This window comes from Burkholderia cepacia (genome assembly GCF_029962485.1).
Lineage (GTDB): Bacteria > Pseudomonadota > Gammaproteobacteria > Burkholderiales > Burkholderiaceae > Burkholderia.
In genome coordinates this window covers 841,161-862,052 of record NZ_CP073638.1, presented here as the reverse complement: position 1 = coordinate 862,052, position 20,892 = coordinate 841,161, and the positions used below count along the sequence as shown (strand labels likewise).

The 20,892-nt window shown below is 67.8% G+C and carries 19 protein-coding genes; 10 read left to right on the top strand and 9 right to left on the bottom strand.

What is annotated here, in order from left to right; translation table 11 throughout:
- Window positions 1-95: 95 nt before the first annotated feature.
- Both KEC55_RS20315 and KEC55_RS20310 read right to left on the bottom strand, forming a co-directional pair.
- Window positions 96-1,028 carry an AEC family transporter gene (locus KEC55_RS20315; RefSeq protein ID WP_282510090.1) on the bottom strand — a complete coding sequence of 311 codons (933 nt, stop codon included), beginning with the start codon at window positions 1,026-1,028 and terminating at the stop codon, window positions 96-98.
- 152 nt (window positions 1,029-1,180) lie between these two features.
- Window positions 1,181-2,065, bottom strand: a complete 885-nt coding sequence (locus KEC55_RS20310) for a LysR family transcriptional regulator (RefSeq protein WP_282510088.1) — start codon at window positions 2,063-2,065, stop codon at window positions 1,181-1,183.
- 290 nt (window positions 2,066-2,355) lie between these two features.
- Between KEC55_RS20310 and KEC55_RS20305 the strand changes: the two genes are divergently transcribed.
- Window positions 2,356-2,733 carry a nuclear transport factor 2 family protein gene (locus KEC55_RS20305; RefSeq protein ID WP_282510086.1) on the top strand — a complete coding sequence of 126 codons (378 nt, stop codon included), beginning with the start codon at window positions 2,356-2,358 and terminating at the stop codon, window positions 2,731-2,733.
- A gap of 7 nt (window positions 2,734-2,740) precedes the next feature.
- On the opposite strand, the gene KEC55_RS20300 is transcribed toward KEC55_RS20305, so the two are convergent.
- Window positions 2,741-3,676, bottom strand: a complete 936-nt coding sequence (locus tag KEC55_RS20300; protein ID WP_282510083.1) for a helix-turn-helix domain-containing protein — start codon at window positions 3,674-3,676, stop codon at window positions 2,741-2,743.
- Window positions 3,677-3,763: 87 nt separating this feature from the next.
- Between KEC55_RS20300 and KEC55_RS20295 the strand changes: the two genes are divergently transcribed.
- Window positions 3,764-5,203, top strand: a complete 1,440-nt coding sequence (locus KEC55_RS20295) for a cytochrome P450 (RefSeq protein WP_282510081.1) — start codon at window positions 3,764-3,766, stop codon at window positions 5,201-5,203.
- A gap of 178 nt (window positions 5,204-5,381) precedes the next feature.
- Window positions 5,382-5,687 (top strand): panthothenate synthetase, encoded by a 306-nt coding sequence (locus KEC55_RS20290; protein ID WP_282511359.1) that lies wholly within the window; start codon window positions 5,382-5,384, stop codon window positions 5,685-5,687.
- 72 nt (window positions 5,688-5,759) lie between these two features.
- On the opposite strand, the gene KEC55_RS20285 is transcribed toward KEC55_RS20290, so the two are convergent.
- Together KEC55_RS20285 and KEC55_RS20280 are read right to left on the bottom strand one after the other, a co-directional pair.
- Window positions 5,760-6,143, bottom strand: coding sequence for a hypothetical protein (locus KEC55_RS20285; protein ID WP_282510079.1), 384 nt, complete (start codon window positions 6,141-6,143; stop codon window positions 5,760-5,762).
- Window positions 6,144-6,290: 147 nt separating this feature from the next.
- Entirely contained in the window at window positions 6,291-7,091 is an 801-nt protein-coding gene (locus KEC55_RS20280; RefSeq protein ID WP_282510077.1) for a helix-turn-helix transcriptional regulator, read from the bottom strand.
- A 132-nt stretch (window positions 7,092-7,223) separates the two neighbouring features.
- Between KEC55_RS20280 and KEC55_RS20275 the strand changes: the two genes are divergently transcribed.
- Together KEC55_RS20275 and KEC55_RS20270 are read left to right on the top strand one after the other, a co-directional pair.
- Window positions 7,224-8,630 carry an APC family permease gene (locus KEC55_RS20275; protein ID WP_282510075.1) on the top strand — a complete coding sequence of 469 codons (1,407 nt, stop codon included), beginning with the start codon at window positions 7,224-7,226 and terminating at the stop codon, window positions 8,628-8,630.
- 64 nt (window positions 8,631-8,694) lie between these two features.
- Complete coding sequence (locus tag KEC55_RS20270; RefSeq protein WP_282510073.1) at window positions 8,695-9,804, top strand: P1 family peptidase; 1,110 nt, start codon at window positions 8,695-8,697, stop codon at window positions 9,802-9,804.
- A 153-nt stretch (window positions 9,805-9,957) separates the two neighbouring features.
- Here KEC55_RS20270 and KEC55_RS20265 read toward each other — a convergent pair whose 3' ends face one another.
- Together KEC55_RS20265 and KEC55_RS20260 are read right to left on the bottom strand one after the other, a co-directional pair.
- Window positions 9,958-10,170, bottom strand: coding sequence for a hypothetical protein (locus tag KEC55_RS20265; protein ID WP_034191451.1), 213 nt, complete (start codon window positions 10,168-10,170; stop codon window positions 9,958-9,960).
- Window positions 10,171-10,307: 137 nt separating this feature from the next.
- Entirely contained in the window at window positions 10,308-12,491 is a 2,184-nt protein-coding gene (locus KEC55_RS20260; protein WP_282510068.1) for an FUSC family protein, read from the bottom strand.
- Window positions 12,492-12,691: 200 nt separating this feature from the next.
- Between KEC55_RS20260 and KEC55_RS20255 the strand changes: the two genes are divergently transcribed.
- Window positions 12,692-13,639 carry a LysR family transcriptional regulator gene (locus KEC55_RS20255; RefSeq protein ID WP_282510066.1) on the top strand — a complete coding sequence of 316 codons (948 nt, stop codon included), beginning with the start codon at window positions 12,692-12,694 and terminating at the stop codon, window positions 13,637-13,639.
- A gap of 111 nt (window positions 13,640-13,750) precedes the next feature.
- Here the strand turns inward: KEC55_RS20255 and KEC55_RS20250 are convergent, their stop codons facing one another.
- On the bottom strand, window positions 13,751-14,053 hold the full coding sequence (locus KEC55_RS20250; protein ID WP_282510064.1) for a DUF4148 domain-containing protein: 303 nt from the start codon (window positions 14,051-14,053) through the stop codon (window positions 13,751-13,753).
- Window positions 14,054-14,260: 207 nt separating this feature from the next.
- Window positions 14,261-15,403: a porin gene (locus KEC55_RS20245; protein ID WP_282510062.1), complete on the bottom strand. Its 1,143-nt coding sequence runs from the start codon at window positions 15,401-15,403 to the stop codon at window positions 14,261-14,263.
- 338 nt (window positions 15,404-15,741) lie between these two features.
- Between KEC55_RS20245 and codA the strand changes: the two genes are divergently transcribed.
- The 4 genes from codA to KEC55_RS20225 all read left to right on the top strand — a co-directional run bounded on the left by codA (window position 15,742) and on the right by KEC55_RS20225 (window position 20,890).
- A complete protein-coding gene (codA, locus tag KEC55_RS20240; protein WP_282510060.1) occupies window positions 15,742-16,983 on the top strand; it encodes a cytosine deaminase in 1,242 nt (413 codons plus the stop codon).
- 166 nt (window positions 16,984-17,149) lie between these two features.
- Window positions 17,150-18,484 carry a chloride channel protein gene (locus KEC55_RS20235; RefSeq protein ID WP_282510058.1) on the top strand — a complete coding sequence of 445 codons (1,335 nt, stop codon included), beginning with the start codon at window positions 17,150-17,152 and terminating at the stop codon, window positions 18,482-18,484.
- 204 nt (window positions 18,485-18,688) lie between these two features.
- Window positions 18,689-20,011 (top strand): TIGR00366 family protein, encoded by a 1,323-nt coding sequence (locus KEC55_RS20230; RefSeq protein WP_282511357.1) that lies wholly within the window; start codon window positions 18,689-18,691, stop codon window positions 20,009-20,011.
- A gap of 147 nt (window positions 20,012-20,158) precedes the next feature.
- Window positions 20,159-20,890, top strand: a complete 732-nt coding sequence (locus tag KEC55_RS20225) for a class I SAM-dependent methyltransferase (RefSeq protein ID WP_282510053.1) — start codon at window positions 20,159-20,161, stop codon at window positions 20,888-20,890.
- The last annotated feature ends 2 nt before the right edge of the window (window positions 20,891-20,892 follow it).

The window sequence follows — 20,892 nt, the reverse complement described above, 5'->3', positions numbered from 1 at the left end:
CCATGCGTGCGCGACCGCGCGCGGCTGGCAAGGCCGGGCCGACGGAAGGCCGGGCAGCAGGCTGATTCAGGGGGATGGGACCGGGCGCGGCGCCGTCAGCGAAACACGGGCGCCGACGCGAGCGCGGTCAGCACGACCGGCATCGCGAGTGCCGCGGCGATCGTCTGGAACGCGGTGATGCCGGCCATCAGCGGCGCATCGCCGCCGAGCTGGCGCGCCATGATGTACGACGCCGACGACGTCGGCAGCGCCTGGAACAGCAGCGCGACCGTCAGCGCCGCGTCGCCGAGCCCGAATACGCGACCGGCCGCGAGCGTGAGGAGCGGCATCGCCATGAACTTGAACGCCGACGCGACGCACACAGGCTGCAGCCACGCCCGCGCCGCATCGAATTTCAGCGCCGCGCCGACGCACAGCAGGCCGAGCGGCATCGATGCAGCGCCGAGCGCGCGCACGGCCGGCTCGACGGCCGCCGGGAACGCGACGCCGCCGGCCTGCATCGCGATCCCGAGTACGCACGCGACGACGAGTGGGTTCGACAGGATCTGCCGGGCGAGCGCGCCCGCGCCGAGCCGCATGTCGCCATAGCGCGCAAAGACCAGCACGCACATCAGGTTGACGGTCGGGACGATCGCCGCGACGCACACGGCCGCGAGCGCGATGCCTTTTGCGCCGAACAGCCCGGCGGCCAGCGCGGTGCCGACATAGTTGTTGAAGCGCACGGCGCCCTGGAACACCGACGTGAAGCCGGCGCCGTCGACCCGCACGAACGGGCGGACCAGCAGAAGAAGCGCCGCGGCGAGTGCGGTCGAACCGACCAACGCTGCCGCGAGCGGTAAAACGGGCAGCGATTGCAGTCGCGCATTCGCGAGGCCGTCCGCGAACAGCGCGGGCAGCAGCACGTAGTAGCACAGCCGCTCGGCTTGCGGCCAGAACGCGTCGGCGATGAAGCCCGTGCGCCGCAGGCCGTGGCCGAACGCGACCAGCAACGCGACCGGCGCGAGCGCGAGCAGGATCGGGCCGATCATCGGCGCGCCTTCACGCGGGTTGCGCGGGAACGGTGGCGAAACGAGGCGGGAATCCATCCGGCGGGCAACATGGCGGCACGCAATCGAAAGAGTGACGATGCCGCCAAGTTAACACGCGCAAGCAACAGGAATAATTGTTAATTATCGGGTGTTCAATGAGAAATTCTCATTGATGACGCTGTGACTTCGGCGGCCAGTGCACGCGCGAATCGTTCGGCCGGGCGCGATTGGTGTTCGAGCAGGACGACCGCGCGCCCCATCTGCGGCTGGCCGAACGGCATGCGCGTGACGGGTGGCAGGCGCGCGAGCGTCGAATCGGGGAGCGCGACGATCGCCGCGCCGAGCCCGCGCGCCACCATGCGCGCGATCGTCTCCGCGCTGTCCAGCACCATCTCTTCACGCACGCGCACGCCGATGCGGCGCAGCTCGGCGGCGATCATGCGGCCGGCCCACGCCTGCGCATCGAAGCGGATGAACGGCAACGCGTCGAGCAGCGCGCCCGCGTCGCGTTCCGCATGGTCGGGCGGCGCGAGCAGCCAGAAGCGGTCCTCGTACAGCGTGGTCCACGTCAATTCGGCAGGATGCGGACGCACGGGGCGTGTCGTGATTGCCGCATCGAGTTCGCCGGCCGCGACGCGGTTCGCCAGCTCGGCCGACATGCCGGCCGATACGTGCACACGCAACGACGGATGGGCGGCACGCAGCGCGAGCAGCGCGTCGGGCAACGGGCCGGACAGCGCGGTCTGGATCGCACCGATCCGCAGGCGGCCGACGAGCTTCTTCTCGTCGCTGAGCGCATCGGGAATCCGGTCGACCATCGCGAGCACCTGCTCGGCCTGCGCGAGCAGGATGTTGCCGGCTTCGGTCAGCACCGGCTGCCGGCGCGAGCGATCGAACAACTGCACGTTGTATTCGCTTTCGAGCGTCTTGATCTGCAGGCTTACCGCCGATTGCGTGAGGCCGATGGCTTCGCCGGCGCGCGCGAAGGTCCGGTATCGGGCGATGGCGACCAGCGTTCTGAATGCGCGGAGTGACATGGGCGGAGTGGCGTGAGCGGCAGGGCCGGCATGCGGATTGCTCGCGTGACGGGCCGTATGGAGGCGGTGAACTCGGCGGGATACGCAAGCGGACAAACCAGCCGGCAAGTTCGCGGACATCATGCCCGTGGCCGCCGAATCGGGCAACCGTGGGATCGCCGGCGTGCCACGGCACGCGCGGGCTGCCCGCGGCGACGCTTGTCGGGGTGGTTGCCGCCGGGCGCGTTCCGCCGCACTATCCGAAGCGACGCGAGCGACGCTTGCGCAGATCGTTGAAGGAGGGCCCGACGATGCTGACGAATCCCGGCGACGTGGCGCGTGCGTGCTACCGCGCCTACGCCGACAAGGACCGCGATGCAATTGAAGCGCTGATTGCGCCGGACTTTCATTTCACGAGCCCGCTCGACAACCGGCTCGACCGCGACACTTATTTCGCGCGCTGCTGGCCGAACAGCGCGATGTTCACGGGCTTCGACTTCGTCGACGTCGTCGTGCACGGCGAGCACGTATTCGTCGTGTACGAGGCCGAAACGCGTGGCGGCAAGCGGTTCCGGAACGCGGAGCGGTTGCGTGTCCGCGATGGCCAGATCGTCGAGGCCGAAGTGTATTTCGGCTGGAATGTGCCGCACGATGCGCGTGACGGCGAGTTCGTCGAACCACGCGGTTGAGCGCGGGCTACACCCACAGCCGGTACATCCAGAACGATTCGTCGTCGATGAAGCGCTGCGTGAATTCGCTCGGCGAGAATCCCGTGATGCGCTTGACCTCGCGGCTCAGGTGCGCCTGGTCCGCGAATCCTTCGTCCAGCGCCAGCGTCGCCCAGTTGAACGCGGCGCCGGCTTCGAACCGGTCGCGCGCCGCGAAGAACGCGCTTTCCGTCCTCACGAGCGCCTGCCATTCGCGCAGCGATCGGCCGCTGTAGGTCTTGATGCGCCGTTCGACCTGACGCGGGCTGTACGTGCCGCGCCATTCGCGCGCCTGCAGTGCGAGGCGCTCGACCCAGCTGCGCCCCGCGTTGCGGAGCGACGACAGCGCCGTCGCAGGCCGCAGCGCCTGCCAGCGCGGCGCGAGATGGCGATCGATCGCCGCCAGCACGTCGGCGTCGCGATCCGCGCCGATCAACGCATCGAGCAGCGGGTGCCAGTCGTGGCCGAGGCACGCGTGTGCGTCGAGCACGCGGTCGTGGATGTCCGGCAGCGCGATGCCGAACAACGTCCGCGCGGCATCGGCGGTCAAACAGATCATGCCGATCAGCCCACCCGTCGGCGCCCATGCGACGGTGGGGGCCGAGTGGCTGCCCGATAGCGTCGCCGCCGCGCCGAAGGGGCGCCATTGCGGGCCGTCGGGTGCGGATTCGATGAAACCCACGTCGAGCTCGCGGTACCACGACACGCAGACGAGCGGCGTGGCCGGAAAGTGCGAAAGCCGTTGCGCGTCGCTCAACACGACGCCGCGCGTGTCGCACAGGACGATCGCGACCACCGCGCCCTGCAGCGCGGCCGGTGCGGGATGCAGCCGCGCATGCGGCGACCGCCCGCTGCCTGCCACGCGGGGGGCGCGCGCAAGCGGATCGGGACACGACGGCGGAATCGATGGCGGGCCGGAGAACATGACGCCGCAGTATAGGGACCGGCCTGACGGGTGTCGATGTCGTTTGCGTTCAAGACCGCCGGCGCGCCGATGTGGAGAATCCGGCGCATGAACACACGATCCTCTTCCCAATGTCCCTTCCACGCGGGCGCCGCTGCGCCGGCGCCCGTGCTTCACCCGCCCGGCGTATGGCCGCCGGGGCCGCCCGCCGGCCTGACGGGTTGGGGGTTGCTGCGCACGATGTCGCGCGACCTGATCGGCACGCTTGGCGGCTGGCAGCGCACCTACGGCGACGTCGTGCACCTGCGCGTGTGGCCCGAGCATGCCGTGGCCGTGACCGATCCGGCGCTCGTGCGCGAGCTGCTGGTCACGCATCACGATGCGCTCGGGCGCTGGGAGCGCGCCACCCGCGTATTCGGGGAGGTCCACGGCCACAGCGTGCTGGTCGCGGAAGGCGACGCGTGGCGCGACCAGCGTCAGGCGCTGCAGCCGAATTTCATGCCGAAGCCGGTTCAGTCGTTTGTTCCGGCGATCGCGGCGACGGCCGGTCACGCGCTTGCGCAATGGCCGGCGCGCGATCCGGACTGGCCGATCGAAAGCGCGCTGACGTCGCTGACGATGGACGTGATCATGCGCACGATGTTCTCCGATACGATCGGCAACGATGCGCGCGCAGCCGAGGAGGCGGTGCGCGTGGTGAGCGCCGCGGCCAACGCGGCGTTCTACCAGCCGGTGACCACACCGAACTGGGTGCCGTGGAAGCACCGCACGGCACGCGCGATGGCGGTGCTGAAAGGGATCATCGACCGGCAACTGCATGCGCGTCTCGACCGGCCCGAGCATGCCTGGCCCGACGATCTGCTGTCGCGTCTGTTGCGGCTGCATCGGGCGGATGCGCGGAAATGGCCGCTGCAGGCCGTGCACGACGAATGCGTGACGGCGTTCCTGGCCGGCCACGAGACGACCGCCGGGGCGCTGACCTGGTGGGCCTGGTGCATGGCCGCGAATCCGGCCGTGCAAGCCGCCGTGCGCGACGAGGTGTCCCGCGTGCTGGGCGGTCGCGCGCCGTCCGCCCAGACGCGCTCGTCGTTGCGCTACCTGTCGCAGACACTCGACGAAACGCTGCGCCTGTATCCGTCCGCGCCGATCCTGATCAGCCGTCGCGCATCGCGGCCGATCGCGCTGGGCGCGTGGCAGTTTCCCGCGCGCACGCTGTTCATGCTGCCGCTGCAACTGATGCAGCGCGATCCGCGATGGTTCCCGAAACCCGATACGTTCCGCCCGGAGCGCTTCGCCGACGATGCGCCGGCGCTGCCGCGCGGCGCGTACATGCCGTTCGGCACCGGCCCGCGTGTGTGCCTCGGCCAGCATCTGGCGATGACGGAGATGACGGTCGTGGCCGCAATGGTGCTGCAGCGCTACGTGTTGTCGGTGCCACCCGGCATGACGCCGCCGCGCGAGGTGCTGAACGTCACGCTGCGGCCGCAGCAGGCGTTGCATCTGGCGATCGCGCCGACGGGGCTGGCGGCCGATGCGGTCTCCGAATGATGGAAGCATGAACGGTCGATTCGATCGGGCCTGCATCGCGCGGGCGATTGCCGTTCGCGCGATGCGGTGTCATCGAATCGTCGGAATGTGAATGGGCGCCTGCAAACGCTTTCGGTGCCACTCGCGCAGCACCTATGCTTGAAGGGCCCACGCCGGGCGGAGCCCAAGGAGGATGGTCATGCGCATGCTTCTCAACATACGAATCCCTCACGAGCCGTTCAACACGCTGGTGCGCGACGGCAGCGTCGGTGACGTGATCTCGCGAATACTCGAAGCGGTCAAGCCGGAGGCCGTGTATTTCACGGAGCAGAACGGCGGGCGCGGGGCGGTCGTGATCGTCAATCTGGATGATCCGTCGCAGATCCCGGCGCTCGCGGAGCCGTGGTTCCTGATGTTGAATGCAGACTGCGAGTTCCGCGTGGTGATGTTGCCGGACGATCTCCGCAACGCCGGACTCGCGCAAATCGGCGCGAAGTGGAAGTAGCGGGAAGCAGCGCGTGACCGTGCTCCCGCTCGACAACCGGGCGGGACGCATGGTGCGGCGCTCGCGCGCCGACTATCGCGCAGGCTGCGACGGATGGACGTTCGGTGCCTGCGTGTCTTTCGGCCGCAGCAGCAACAGCAGCCCGCTCAGTGCCGCCGCGACGACGAACACGAAAAAGAACCGTTCGTTCCATTGATACATGCTGGCGGACGCCGTGCCGCCGTGATTCCCGGCCGTGGCACCGACTTCCAGCAGGAACGTGAAGACCGCCGGCACCGGCGCGGAGCCCAGGTAGGCCAGGAACGCGAATTGCAGCCGGCCGCGGGTCAGGATCGACCATACGTTCTTGCCCATCAGGCAGGCGACCAGCACCACGGGCGGCACGAGCGCGAGCGATGCGGCGCTGATCGCGCACAGAAACAGCCAGCCAATTCCAATGATCGGAATGAGTGACATGTGTCGGGATTCCTGTTGTCGGGCAATCGTGTTGTCGATCGGGCGTCCGCATCGGCGTCAGCAAATGACCCAGGCATGCGGCACTTGACGGATAGTGCCCGATTCCGCGCCCGTTGCCATCCGTGCCGATCGAGGCGGTCGAGGCGATCACCCGGCCGCATCTTCCCCCAGCGCCTGGATGAATCGCGAAAACAGCTCGGGCTGCGACGAAATTCCGAGCTTCGCATACAGATGACGCCGATGCACCTTCACCGTTTCGGGTGATATGGCCAGCCGCTCGGCGATCGCCTTCGACGAATTGCCGCGCAGCACCATTCGCGCGATCGACATTTCGCGATCGGTCAGCACACCCGCGCCGAAGCGCGCGAGCGCCTGCTCGACGCGCGCACCGAGATCGGCATCGGGCGTCATGCGAGCGGCGTCGCCCACCAGCCGCCAGTGCTGCCGCATCGCCGCGAGCACCCAAGGCATCGCGGTCGTCAGCTTGCCGAGCGGCTCGACGTCGAAGCGCGCGGTCGCACCGAGCGACAGCGACAGCAGCGTGTCGGCGTTCGGCCGCACGAGGATCTGGATCTCGTCGTCGCCGACCGCGTCGCGGAAGTAGCTGAGAAAATATTCGCTCTGCCGGAACAGGTCGGGCGCGACTTCCTCGAGCCGGTAGCAGCCGTCGGCGAGCCCGTCGTGCGCGGCCTGCAGGAACGGGTCGAGCAGATACACGCCGTTCAGGTAGAGCGGCACGGGCGACGCTGCGTCGGTGCCGCCCGTGTCGTATTCGTCGAGCACGAGCGGCACGCCGTCGCGGCCGACCGCGGTCGCGAGCGCGTTGTCGAACGGCACCATTTCATTGAGCAGCAGCACCAGGAACCGCCAGAAGCGCGGCTGGCCGAGATGATCGATTGCGCGGCCAAGCGCCTGATGCATCGCGATTTCGGAAAAGAGACGATCCATACCACCACCGGAAAGGCGTAACACGAAGGGGGAATAGCGGTCCTGAAATTGGCTTCCTAGACTGCCACGCAATCAATCGGGCCCGAGTATGGGTGTTCAAAAAAGCGCAGGATAGGAGCACAGGAGAACGAAATGGCGATGATGTCGGAATCGACGGGTACCGTGCAAGCGGCGCCTGCCACGGAGGGCGCGCCGCGCGCGTTGTCGCAGACGCTCAGCGTGCGCGACGCGGTGATGATCACCGTATCGGGTGTGACACCTGCAAGCTCGATCTTCGTGATCGCGCCGTTCGCGATTCAGCAGGCGGGCAGCGGCGCCGTGCTGTCGTTCGTACTCGGCGGCGTGCTGGCGCTTGCATTTGCACTTTGCTACGCGGAGCTCAGCGCCGCACACCGCAGCGCTGGCGGCGAGTACGTGATGGCCAAGCGCGTGTTCGGCACGCTGCCCGGCTACCTGACCTTCATCACGGTGCTGTCCGTCAGCGTGTTCATTCCGGCCGTGCTCGCGAGCGGCGCCGCGCCATATCTGAACAACGCGCTCGGCACGCACTTCAGCAACCAGTCGGTCGCGCTGACGATCGTGCTGCTCAGCTATCTGCTCGGCATGCTGAACATCAAGACGAACGCGTGGATCACGGGCGCGTTCCTCGTCGTCGAGATCGGCGTGCTGATGCTGATCGCAGGGCTCGGCTTCGGTTCGCCGCACCGCGGCGCCGACGTGCTGATCGCGCCGGTCGTCGCGAGCGGCAACGCGCTCGTGCCGGCGACGCTCGCGGCCATCGTGCCGGCGATCGGCACCGCGATCTTCTGCTACAACGGCTTCGGCTCGGCCGCGTATCTCGCGGAAGACCTGCGCGGCGGCAACCGCAACGTCGCGAAGGCGGTGATCTATTCGCTGCTCGTGATCCTCGTCGTCGAACTCGTACCGCTCACCGCGATCGTGCTCGGCGCACCGTCGCTGACGGAACTGACGAAGAGTGCCGACCCGATCGGCTACGTGGTGCGCTCGCTGAGCAACCCGGCGGTGTCGCGCGTGGTCAGCGGCGGGATCTTCCTGTCGGTGTTCAACGCGATCATCGCGATCGTGATCACGATGGGTCGCCTGCTGTACAGCAGCGGCCGGCACGCGCTCTGGTCGCGCACCTGCAACCGCGCATTCTCGACGATCCATCCGCGCCTCGAATCGCCGTGGCTGGCGACGATCGCGCTGGCGGTGCCGTCGGCGGGGCTCGTGTTCGTGTCGAGCCTCGACGAGCTGACCGCGTTCACGGTCGACCTGCTGCTGCTGATCTACCTGGTCGTCGGGCTGGCCGCGCTCGCGAGCCGTTTCGTGCGCCGCGATGTCGAGCATCATTACCGGATGCCGCTGTGGCCCGTGACGCCGCTCGTCGCGGTGGTGGGCGCAGCCTACACGCTGTACACGACGCTGGCGACGGCAACGAAATCGACCGACCTCATCATCATCGCGGGGCTGCTGGTCGCGGCACTCGTGATGTACGGGGTGTGGGCGCGCCACAGCGAAGCGTTCCGCGCGCTCTGAGCACCGGATCGACACCTTGCAACATCGACATACCGAACCACTGAAAGACTGGAGGAACTGCATCATGCGCACGAGGGATCTCGGCATCCGCATCGGACTCGGCACGCCGGGCCGCTTCAACGCGATCACGGACGTACCGGGCGTGCGGGTCGGACATTGCACGCTGAACGTCGAGAACGGCGACGCATCGATCCGCACCGGCGTGACCGTCATCGAGCCGCGCGCGGGCGCCGCGCACGATTCGCCGTGCTTCGCGGGCGTGCACGTGCTGAACGGCAACGGCGACGCGACCGGGCTTGAATGGATCCGCGAAGCCGGCCTGTTGACGACGCCGATCGCCTATACGAACACGCACAGCGTCGGCGCGGTGCGCGACGCGCTCGTCGCGAACGAGCGCGAAGCGGCGGCCGGCCGCGTGTACTGGTGCATGCCGGTCGTGATGGAAACCTACGACGGGCTGCTGAACGACATCTGGGGGCAGCACGTGAGTGCCGCGCACGTGCAGCGCGCGCTGGTTGCCGCGCAGTCGGGGCCGGTTGCGGAAGGCGGTGTCGGCGGCGGCACGGGCATGATCTGCCACGAGTTCAAGGGCGGCATCGGCACCGCGTCGCGCGTGCTCGCGGCCGACGCGGGCGGCTGGACCGTCGGCGCACTTGTCCAGGCGAACTACGGTGTGCGCGAGATGCTCCGCGTCGCCGGCTACCCGGTCGGTGAAGTGCTGCGTGATGTGCATTCGCCGTTCCGCGCGCCTGAAGCGAAGGGCGAGGCCGGCATGGGCTCGATCGTCGTGACGATCGCGACCGATGCGCCGCTTCTGCCGCATCAATGCACGCGCCTCGCGCAGCGCGCGAGCGTCGGGCTCGCACGCGTGGGCGGCGGCACCGAGGATTCGAGCGGCGACATCTTCCTGGCGTTTGCAACCGGCAACGACGGCCTGCCGGCGGCGAACTACGGCAGCAAGGGCGCGCCGACCACCGGCGTGCAGATGGTCAACAACGACCATATTTCCGCGCTGTTCGTCGCGGCGGCGGAAGCGGTCGAGGAGGCGATCGTGAATGCGCTGGTCGCGGGCGGCGACGTCGAATCGCGCGGTGCGCGGGTCGAAGGGCTCGGGCAGGCGCGCCTGCTGGATGCGTTGCGCGAAGTGGGGTGGCGGCCGGGGCGCGGCGCCTGAAACGGCAAGCGCGGCTTCAAATGAAGCGGCGTGGAACGGGGCGGCGATGCGGCGATCGGCCGGGCCGCGATCGGCCGGGCCGCCGTCCGCCCGCGCATGCGATGCATGCAGTGCGGGCGATGCGGGCCTGGCCGTGACGACGCGGCGTCATGCTCAGCTGCCGAAGTAGATGTTGCAGAAGCTGACCGGGCCGACACAGGCGTTCGGGTCTTCCTGCTTCGATTGCGAACGATCGACGCGGCCCGCGGCCTTGACGGCTTCGGCGCGGTTCGCCTGTTGCGGTGCGGCGTCTGCCGGTGCCGGCTGTGCGTGGGCGACAGCAGCGGTGAGCGACAGGGCAACGAGGGCGAGGTGAAGCGGCTTCATTTTGGTTTCTCCTGGGTGAGTGCCAGTCTCGCTGGCAGTGAGGAAACTATAGGCTCGCACTGCTTAAAGATTAATCACCGAGGCTGTAGAGCTTATTTCCATCCGGAACAAGGATCCCGTTGCGCCCGCACCGATTCTCAATGGCGGTGCCGGTTGAACGGCGCATCCTTGTCCAGCAGCGCGCTGCGCATGAAATGAAGGCAGCCGACGATCCGCTGCATGCTCCGGCGCGCATCGGGCACCGCGTACCACGCCTGCAGCGTGTGCTGCGCCGCGCGGATCGCGAGATTCACCGATTTCAGTGTGCGTGCGTGATGCCCGGGCGTCGGATCGTCGAAGAATCGCGGCAGCTCGTGCAGCACCGCATCGATCGACGCGGTCCAGCGCAGCGTCTGCGGCGGTTTCGATGCACTGAACGCATGCAGCTCGTCGCGCAGGTCGATCACCGCATGGCCGACCTCGAGTGTCGACAGCATCCAGCGCATGGCGTCGCGGTGCTGTCGTGTCCGTCGCACGAGCAGCGTGCGCAGTTGCGCCATCAAGTCGTGCGTACTCGACTGGAAGCGCTGCGCGAGACCGTCCGGCGCGCCTTCGCACGCGAGCGTGACCTGGCGGCGCAGGTCGTGCGCGATGCGGCCCGTGAGCCACGGCATGTGAGTGGGGAATACGACCGCGAACACGAGCGAGCACGCGAGCATCGCGATGACGATCGCCAGCCCGTTGTTGATCAGCACTTCGGGCGTATACGCGATCGCGTTGTCGGGGCCGGCGAGCAGGCAGAAGAACACCGCGAAGCCGATCCCGTAGCCGGACAGGCCGGGCCGCATGGCAAGGAAGGCACCGAGGCCGAGTACCGGCGCGAGCGTCGCGCACAGCAGCGGGAAGCCGTCGATGTTCGGATACACGTAGCACAGGAACACGTAGCCGACGGCGGTCGCGAACGCCGCACCGACGCTCATCTGCGCGACGAACTTCGGCGCGCGCGGCGACGTCGAGCTGAGGGCGCACGCGATCGCGGTGGCGATCACGGCGAGCGGGCCGCTTGGCCATTCCGACGCGATCCAGAACGCGCTCATCGCGCCGACGGCGACGATCGTACGCAGGAACGCGAAGCCGACGAAGAACGAATTGGTCTTCACCGCGTAATGCGTGACGGAGCGCTCGAACGCATGATCGTCCTGGTCGAGCGACGCGTACGTATCGGCGTAGCCGAGGTACTCGCCGATGAAGCGGTACAGCAGTTCGATCGCGGTGTCGAAGTCGAGCAGGCCGCCGGCCGCATGCGCTTCGACGGTTCGTCGCGACGCACGGGCGGCTTTCGGCAACGCGCTGTGGAAACGGCGCAGTTCGAGCAGTGCGCCGGTGGCCGGCGTGACGCCGTGCTGCCGCTCGTCGCGCAGTGCCGCGAATCGCAGCGCGAGCGCGTCGACATGCGGCGCGAGCGCATCGAGCACCGCGTCTGAATGGTTCGCGCGCAGGCGTTTGACGAGCTGGTGCAGCGCATGGAGCCGCGTGCACGCATTCATGAACTCGCTGTTCAGCCGTGCGAGCCGGCGGCTGCGCGCACGAATGTGGGGATCCTCGAACGACGCGAACGCGCGGTTGGCCTCGAAGCCGACGATGTCGTCGACGAAATCGGCGAAGCGCCGCTCGAAATCGCCGCGTGCGACGTCACCAGCGAGCGCGCCCGCCGTGAACGCCGCGAACGTCGCATGGCGGGTGCCCAGCGAGCGCATCAACGCCTTCGCGGAACTGAGCGGCAGGATCAGCGCGCTGACCGCGCCCGAGCAGGCGATGCCGAGCGCGACTTCCGCGGCGCGCGTGAGCGCGGACTGGAACAGCGTCTGCGGCGTCATCACGGCCGGCAGGCCGATCAGCGCGGCCGTATAGCCGGCGAGCACGAAGCCGTACCAGCGAAAATGGCGGTTGCGCACCGCGAGCGCGATGCAGGTGCCGATCCACAGCGTGATGCCGGCCATGTACAGCTCGGGCTGCTGCGCGAACAACCCGCCGAGCGCGAGCGCGGCGACGAGGCCGGCTGCCGTGCCGAGCACGCGGTAGAAACTCTTCGCGAACACCATCCCCGACAGCGGCTGCATCAGCACGAACACGGTCGTCATCGCCGTGCGCGGCTGCGACATCTCGAGACGCATCGCGATGCCCATCGCGAGCAGCGCCGCGAGCACGGTTTTCGCGAGATGCAGCCAGATCAGCCCGTCGCTGGCGGCCCAGTCGCGCGCTGCGTCGCCGAGCGGATCGAGCCATGTCCTCCATCGTGCCGGTTCGATGGAAGGTCGCTCGATCGCAGGTTGTGGCTTCATGAAAAGAGGGGGCCGGTACGGGGCTGCGCGAGGTGCGCGGCACATCCGAACGGGTCCGTTCGACTGGTGAGGCGCCGATTGTAGGAGCGCGGCGCCCGCGCATTAACGCAGCTGCGGGGAAACGATAGTTGCAGCCGGAGTAACAATCTGTCGCATCCAGTGGAGGAAAATAGCGGTTCCGCTACAGGTTGCTCACAGGAATGGATACCCTACAAAACATGCGGGTGTTTTCGCGCGTCGTCGAGACGGGCAGCTTCACTGCCGCTGCGCAATCGCTGAATTCGACGACGGGCGCGATGTCGCGCGCGGTGTCGGAACTCGAGGCGCGACTGCGCACCCGTCTGATGAATCGCTCGACCCGCCGTCTCGCGCTCACGTCCGCCGGCGAAAGTTATCTGCGGCGCTGCCGCCAGATCCTCGCCGACGTCGACCGCGCGGAAGAAGAGGCGAGTTGCGCGCACGAGCGGCCGGCTGGCGTGTTGCGCATGCACAGTTTCGCGAGCGTCGGGCATCACTATGTGCTGCCCGCGCTGACGCGCTATCACGCGCAGTTCCCGGACGTGTCGATCGAGCTGTCGCTGTCGCAGCGCATGCCCGACCTGTTCGACGGCACGAGCGACATGGCCGTCGTGACCGCGTCGTCGCTGCCCGATTCGGAACTCGTGTCGCACCTGCTGGGCTCGACGTTCAGCATCCTGTGCGCGTCGCCCGACTATGTGAAACGGCACGGCGTGCCGGCCCGTCCGCAGGATCTTGCCGCGCACGCGTGCCTGACGCTGTGTACGCCCGCGTTTCCGACGCACGAGTGGGTGCTCGAAGGGCCCGAGGGTGTCGAGCAGATCCACGTCGCGGGGCCGGTGCAGACCAATACGGCCGAATCGCTCGCACTTGCGATCCGCGACGGCATCGGGATCGGCATGCTGCCGCTGTACTCCGCGATCGACGCGTTGCGCGACGGCACGCTCGTGCGCGTGCTGCCCGCGCACATCCTGCAGAAGATGAACGTGTACGCGCTGTACCCGTCGCGCCGCTTCGTCGATGCGAAGGTGCGGACCTGGGTCGAGATGCTGCGTGCCCAGGTGCCGGGAATGATCGCGCGCGACGTCGAGATGCTGAACGCGATCGGCCGCGAACCGCAGGCTGCCTGAACGCCGGGAGCTGATTGGCGCGTCGTTTCTTGTGCGGCTTCTTCATGCATGAGCGATACATGCCTTGCCCGCGGAATATCCTTCACGCGGGCGAGGCGCTTCGTCACGCCATCACAGCGCGGGCTTCGCGGCAGCACCCGATTCGGTTGCCGGCTGGCCGGCCGGGCCGTACGCGGCCTGCGCCGCCTTGTGCTCGGCGAGACGCTTCGCCTGCAGCCGTTGCTGCGCGGCCATGATGTCCTCCGGATAGTTGTCGGCTTCACCGCGCGCCGGGTTGTAGCCGACCGATTCCAGATCGATCAGTTCCTGCAGCACCTGCGCGCGCGTGACGGGCGACGTGGCCGACTGGGCGAACGACAGGGCCGGTGCGGCAAGCAGGACGGCAGCGGCGGCGGTAACGACGAGCGATTTCACGAGGTTCTCCTGAATACGGGGTGGGTGGCCGGATCGATGCGCGACGCATGACCCGAGCTTCGACGCCAGTCTACGTAGCGGCTGCACGCACAAAAACCCCGATTCCCGGCAGGCTGCCTTCCAGATGGAACAACATTGGCGCGTCGCCCGCGGCAAACGAACCGGTATACACATTCGTGGCCGGTGGGCGACGCACCATCACACAGGTCAGAAGCGCGTGCGCATGCCGATCGTGCCGACGACCTGGTTCGCCGTGCTCGATGCGCCGCCCGACGTGTTGATGAACGCCTGATAGCCGCGGCCGGACGCATGCTGATACATCGCTTCCGCGTACAGGTCGGTGCGGCGCGACAGCTTGTACACGGCCTGCAGGTCGACCTGGTGCCACTTCGGATCGGTGCCGTGCTTGCTGTCGGGATTCGACACGCTGGCGTCCGTGTACACGTAGGCGGCGCCGAGACTGACAGCCGGTGTGACCGCATAGCGCAGGTTCACGTCGTAGTTGTTGAACGCAACCTGGCCGGTGGAGCCGAACGAGCCCGTGTTGTCATACTGCGAGCGCGTATAGACGAAGCCGACGGTCGCCGGGCCGAACACGTAGCTGACGCCGCCGCCGTACGTGCGCATGCGGTCCGAGCCGATCGACCAGCCGCCCTGGCTCACGCTCTTCGCTTCGGCCGAATCGGTTGCGCCGGGGCTCGCGCTCGTCGAGCCCTTGGTGCCGTTCATCTGCAGGTAGGCGCCGGCCAGCTTCAGCGGGCCGTTGGTATAGCTCGCCGCGACGCTGTACGCGCGGTTGGCGCTGAAGTTCGTCGAGTTGGAGAACGCGTACATCGCGCCGACCTTGAAGCCTGCGAGCGACTCGCTCGTGTACTTGACTGCGTTGTTGATACGCAGCGAGTGATTCAGGTTGTCGTTGTCGAACGGATGCGCGAAGCCCGCGTCGCCGAAATCGCCGGCCGTCGCGGACAGCGGCGCGACGAAGTCGACCATCGTGTCGTACTGGCGGCCGAGCGTCAGCGTGCCGTAGCCGGCCTGGCTGAGGCCGATGTACGCGTGGCGACCGAACAGCTTGCCGTCCTGGCCGAGACCGCCGTTGTTGACGTTGAAGCCGTTTTCGAGCACGAACAATGCCTTCAGGCCGCCGCCGAGATCCTCGGTGCCGCGCACGCCGAAGCGGCTGCCGTTGACCGTGCCGCTGGCCATGCGCCACTGCGCCGCGCCGTTCACGTTGTTGGTGTACGCGATGCCGGCGTCGATCAGGCCGTACAGCGTGACCGAGCTTTGCGCGTGAGCGAGCGGCGCGAACAGGGCGGCGGTGCATGCGCCGGCGATCAGGGTTTTTTTCATGGTGAGGCTCCTGCGTGTGGGACTGGAATCAAAAGTTCGGCGCAAGTATAGGAATGCCCTGCGCGTGCGCGGCCGCCTGCGCGGCGAGCGCACCTTTCCTGATCCGGCAAGAGTCCTTCACAAAACTGACATGTCGTGCCGCGTGTGCCCGAGGCAGGCGGTTTTAGCGTGATGGCCGACGCGCGGCTTCCGTTTGGCGCGGCCCGGTTGTCGTGTCGATGCAACATGCGCGGCGCGTGCGCGCATCGATGCTTTTCATCCATACTGGTCACCCGGATCGCAAGGCCGCCGACGCAGATCGCGCGACGGTCGACACGCATACAACAAGGGGCCTCCACATGAATCTGTTCAACGTACGCCTGCGCGGCCGCGACGGCCTGTTCACGATCGGCATCGACGGCGGCACGATCGCGCGGGTCGACGCGCAATCCGCGCCGCTCGCGCCGGCGAATCCCGGCGATATCGACGGCGGCGGCCGTCTCGCGATTCCGCCGCTCGTCGAGCCGCATATTCACCTCGACGCGGTGCTGACGGCCGGCGAGCCGGCATGGAACATGAGCGGCACGCTGTTCGAGGGGATCGAGCGCTGGGCCGAACGCAAGGCGACGATCACGCACGAGGACACCAAGACGCGCGCGCATGCGGCGATCGGCATGCTGCGCGACCACGGGATCCAGCACGTGCGCACGCACGTCGACGTGACCGATCCGACGCTCGCCGCGCTGAAGGCGATGCTGGAAGTGAAGGACGAGGCGCGTGGGCTGATCGATCTGCAGATCGTCGCGTTTCCGCAGGAAGGCATCGAGTCGTTCGACGGCGGGCGCGCGCTGATGGAGCAGGCGATTGACCTCGGCGCGGACGTCGTCGGCGGCATTCCGCATTTCGAGAACACGCGCGAGCAGGGCGTCAGCTCGATCGGCTTCCTGATGGATCTCGCGGAGCGCACCGGCTGCCTCGTCGACGTGCATTGCGACGAGACCGACGACCCGCATTCGCGCTTTCTCGAAGTGCTCGCCGAAGCGGCGCGCGTGCGCGGGATGGGCGCGCGCGTGACCGCGAGCCACACGACCGCGATGGGCTCGTACGACAACGCGTACTGCTCGAAGCTGTTCCGGCTGCTGAAGCGCGCGGGCCTGAACTTCATCTCGTGCCCGACCGAGAGCATCCATCTGCAAGGCCGCTTCGACACGTTCCCGAAGCGGCGTGGCGTCACGCGCGTCGCAGAGCTTGACCGCGCCGGGATCAACGTGTGCTTCGGGCAGGATTCGATCAAGGATCCGTGGTATCCGCTCGGCAACGGCAACATCCTGCGCGTGCTCGATGCCGGCCTCCATATCTGCCACATGATGGGTTACGAGGACCTGCAGCGCTGCCTCGACTTCGTGACCGACCACAGCGCGACGGCGATGCATCTCGGCGACGGCTATGGCATCGCGGTCGGGCGTCCTGCGAATCTCGTCGTGCTCGACGCGGAAAACGACTACGAAGCCGTGCGGCGGCAGGCGAAGGCCACGCTGTCGATCCGCCACGGGAGGGTGATCATGCGGCGCGAACCGGAGCGTGTGACGTATCCGGATTGATGCGGAAGGCGGAGGTTCGCGATCCTCTCCGACCCCACCTATTCATGAAATGCATGAGTTGATTCTAAAAATGCGTTTGTCTCATGGTCGGCGCAGGCCTACGATGCGGTCCTGACGACGGTGCGCGTGTTGCGCGCCGTCTTTTCGATCCTCGTTCGCCGACCTCATGCGCCTCGATCTCCCGTCCGCTCCCGCATCCTCTTCGCCGCCCGCCAGCCCGTTCGCGCGCATGGCCGTCGTCACGGTCCTGACCGGCGTCGGAGCGGGTGTCGGCGGCATGCTGCTCGCGCTGCTGCTGCATGCGATCCAGCACATTGCTTACGGCTACAGCGTCGCGCACGTGATCGGTTCCGAGAGCTTTCTCAGCGGCGTGACCGGTGCCGATCCGTTGCGCCGCCTGGTGGTGCTGGCCGTCTGCGGGATCGTCGCCGGTGGCGGCTGGTGGGCGCTTTACCGCTATGGCCGGCCGCTGGTCAGCATCCGCCGCGCCGTGCGCGCGGCCGATCCGCGGATGCCGTTTGTCAGCACGACGGTTCACGCGCTGCTGCAGATCGTCACCGTTGCACTGGGCTCGCCGCTCGGCCGAGAAGTCGCGCCGCGCGAGATCGGTTCGCTGCTCGCCGGGCGGCTGGCCCATGCCGCGGGGCTTTCACCCGACGACTGCCGGCTGATGGTCGCGTGCGGCGCCGGCGCGGGCCTTGCGGCGGTCTACAACGTGCCGCTCGGCGGCGCGATCTTCGTGCTCGAAGTGCTGCTCGGCACGTTTGAACTGCGGGCGCTGGTCGTGGCGGTCGCGACGTCGGCGATTGCGGCCGTCGTCGCGTGGATCGGCCTCGGCAACGAGCACCAGTACACGGTGCCGCCGTTCGTGCTGAGCACGCCGCTCGTTGCATGGTCGATCGTCTGCGGGCCGCTGTTCGGTTTCGCCGCGTACGGTTTCGTGCGGCTCACGACCCGCGCGCGGGCGAACGCGCCGAAAGACTGGCGGCTGCCCGTGTTTTCGCTGGTCAATTTCGCGGTGATCGGTGTGCTCGCGATGCGGTTTCCTCAACTGCTCGGCAACGGCAAGGGGCCGGCATCGCTGGGTTTCGACGGCACGCTGACGATCGGCCTGGCGGCGGCGCTGCTCGTGCTGAAGGTGCTGATCGAGGCCGCCAGCCTGCGGGCCGGCGCGGAGGGCGGGCTGCTGACGCCGGGCCTCGCGAACGGCGCGCTGCTCGGTGTCGTGCTCGGCGGGCTGTGGAGCCTCGTGTGGCCGGGCGCGTCGATCGGCGGATGTGCGCTGATCGGCGCGACCGCGTTCCTGGCCGCGTCAATGCAGATGCCGATCACGGCCGTCGTGCTGCTGCTCGAATTCACGCGTGCGAATCACGACAGCCTCGTGCCGATGCTGCTGGCCGTGGCCGGTTCGCTTGTCGCGTACCGGTTTGCTCAGCGCTTGGCGGAGCAAAGGGCGAGTGCGGTTGCGACCGTCAGCGTGCCTGCGACGACGGCGCGCTGACGCTCGGTCGGCGATTTCCCTCCGAGGCGGTGCGGTTCGTGCCGCCTTTCTCCGTTTCCCCCGTTTCCCTGTTCTGACACGACGCGATCGTCACCGCGCACGCCAAAGCGCGTCCGCCGGTTCTGTGCAAGAATCCGCGCGTTTCCGCGCCGCAACCAACAACGACACGCGCGGATGTCCCTATCAGGAAACGAGGAGCTCAAGTTGATACAGCGCATTTCCCGCTTCTTCACGCAGGTGGTTCACCGCGTGCTGCCCGACCCGTTGATTTTCGCGATCCTGCTGACGATCGTCACGTTCGCGCTTGCGTTCGGTCTCACGCCGAATACGCCGGCGCAGCTCACGACCATGTGGGGTTCGGGTTTCTGGAACCTGCTCGCGTTCTCGATGCAGATGGTCATGATTCTCGTCACCGGCCATGCGCTCGCGAGTTCGCCGCCCGTGCGGCGCATGCTCGTCGCGCTCGCGAGTACCGCACGTACGCCCGGTCAGGGCGTGATGCTCGTCGCATTCGTCGGCGCGTTGGCGTGCGCGATCAACTGGGGCTTCGGCCTCGTGCTCGGTGCGATGCTCGCACGCGAAGTGGCGCGCCGCGTGCCCGGCAGCGACTACCGGCTGCTCGTCGCGTCGGCCTACATGGGCTTCCTGAGCTGGCATGGCGGGCTGTCGGGCTCGGTCCCGCTCGTCGCGGCCACAAAGGGCAATCCGATGGAAAAGACCATCGGGCTGATTCCCGTGTCGGATACGATCTTCACCGGCTACAACGCGTTCATCACGATCGGCCTGATCGTGATGCTGCCGTTTCTCGCGCGGATGATGATGCCGAAGCCGGGCGACGTCGTCAGCGTCGATCCGGCGCTGCTCGCCGAGCCGCCGAGCGTCGAGCGCAAGCTCGGGCCCGATGCGACGTTCGCGGAACGCCTGGAGGAGAGCCGCGTGCTGTCGGTCTTCGTCGCGGCGCTGTGCGCGGCGTTCCTCGTGCTGCGTTTCGTGCAAAAGGGCTTCGCGCTCGACATCGATACGGTGAACCTCGCGTTTCTCGCGGCCGGCATCCTGCTGCACCGGACGCCGATGGCGTATGCGCGCGCAGTGGCCGGCGCGGCGCGCGGCGCGTCGGGGATCATGATCCAGTTCCCGTTCTACGCGGGCATCCAGGCGCTGATGGATCACTCGGGGCTGGCGGGCGTGATCACGAAGTGGTTCGTCGATATCGCGAACGTGCACACCTTCCCGCTGCTCGCCTTCCTGAGCTCGGCGGTGATCAATTTCGCGGTGCCGTCGGGCGGCGGCCACTGGGTCGTGCAGGGTCCGTTCGTGATGCCGGCCGCGCAGGCGCTCGGCGCCGATCTCGGCAAGGCCGCGATGGCGATCGCATACGGCGAGGCATGGACCAACATGGCGCAGCCGTTCTGGGCGCTGCCGGCGCTGGCGATCGCGGGACTCGGCGTGCGCGACATCATGGGGTATTGCGTGACGACGCTGTTGTTTTCCGGCGTGGTGTTTGTGGCGGGGATGTATCTGTTCTGACAGGGCGAGGCGAGATGCGAGCGGTGTGCGCGTCCGCCTCTCGCCATCGTGAATCCGGCCTGTCGTCACGCCGACGAGAAGCCGGATCGCCATCCATCATCCGATCGGGCAGAATCGACACTCCCAGTTCCAGCCGACGGATGTCCCATGACCGCTCCGAACGAACCGCCCGGCTACCGCGCCTACGCGAGCTTCGCGCAACGCTATGCGGAGATCGCGCCGACGAAGGCGCACAACGCACTGTACGAACGGCCGGCGACGATGGCGCTGCTCGGCGACGTCGACGGCCTGACGGTGCTCGACGCCGGCTGCGGGCCCGGTATCTGCAGCGAGCACCTCGCGCGCCACGGCGCGACCGTGCATGCATTCGACGTCACGCCGGAGATGACCGCGCTTGCGCGAACGCGCTGCGACGGCCTCGCGGTCGAAGTCGTGGAAGGTGACCTGGAGGCGCCGCTCGCGTGGCTGCCGGATCATGCGGTCGACAAGGTGCTGTGCTCGCTCGCGCTCGACTACGTGCGCGATCTCGGGCCGACGCTGCGCGAATTCAGGCGCGTGGCGCGCCCCGGTGCGACGCTCGTGTTCTCGATGGCGCATCCGATGCGCGACTGGGTGGACGAGCGCACGCGCGGGGACGGCACGTACTTCGACACGTCACGCTTCGGGCTTCACTGGTCGGGCTTCGGCGAGCCGAAGCCCTATGTCGAAGCCTGGCGGCGTCCGCTCGCCGATATCCTGAATGCGGTCGCCGACGGCGGCTGGCGGCTCGACCGGTTCGTCGAACCGAAGCCGTTGCCAGAGATGAAGGCCGTGTCGGAACGACTCCACGCGGAGCTGTCGCTGGCGCCGGCCTTCCTGTGCATCCGCGCGTGCCGCTGACG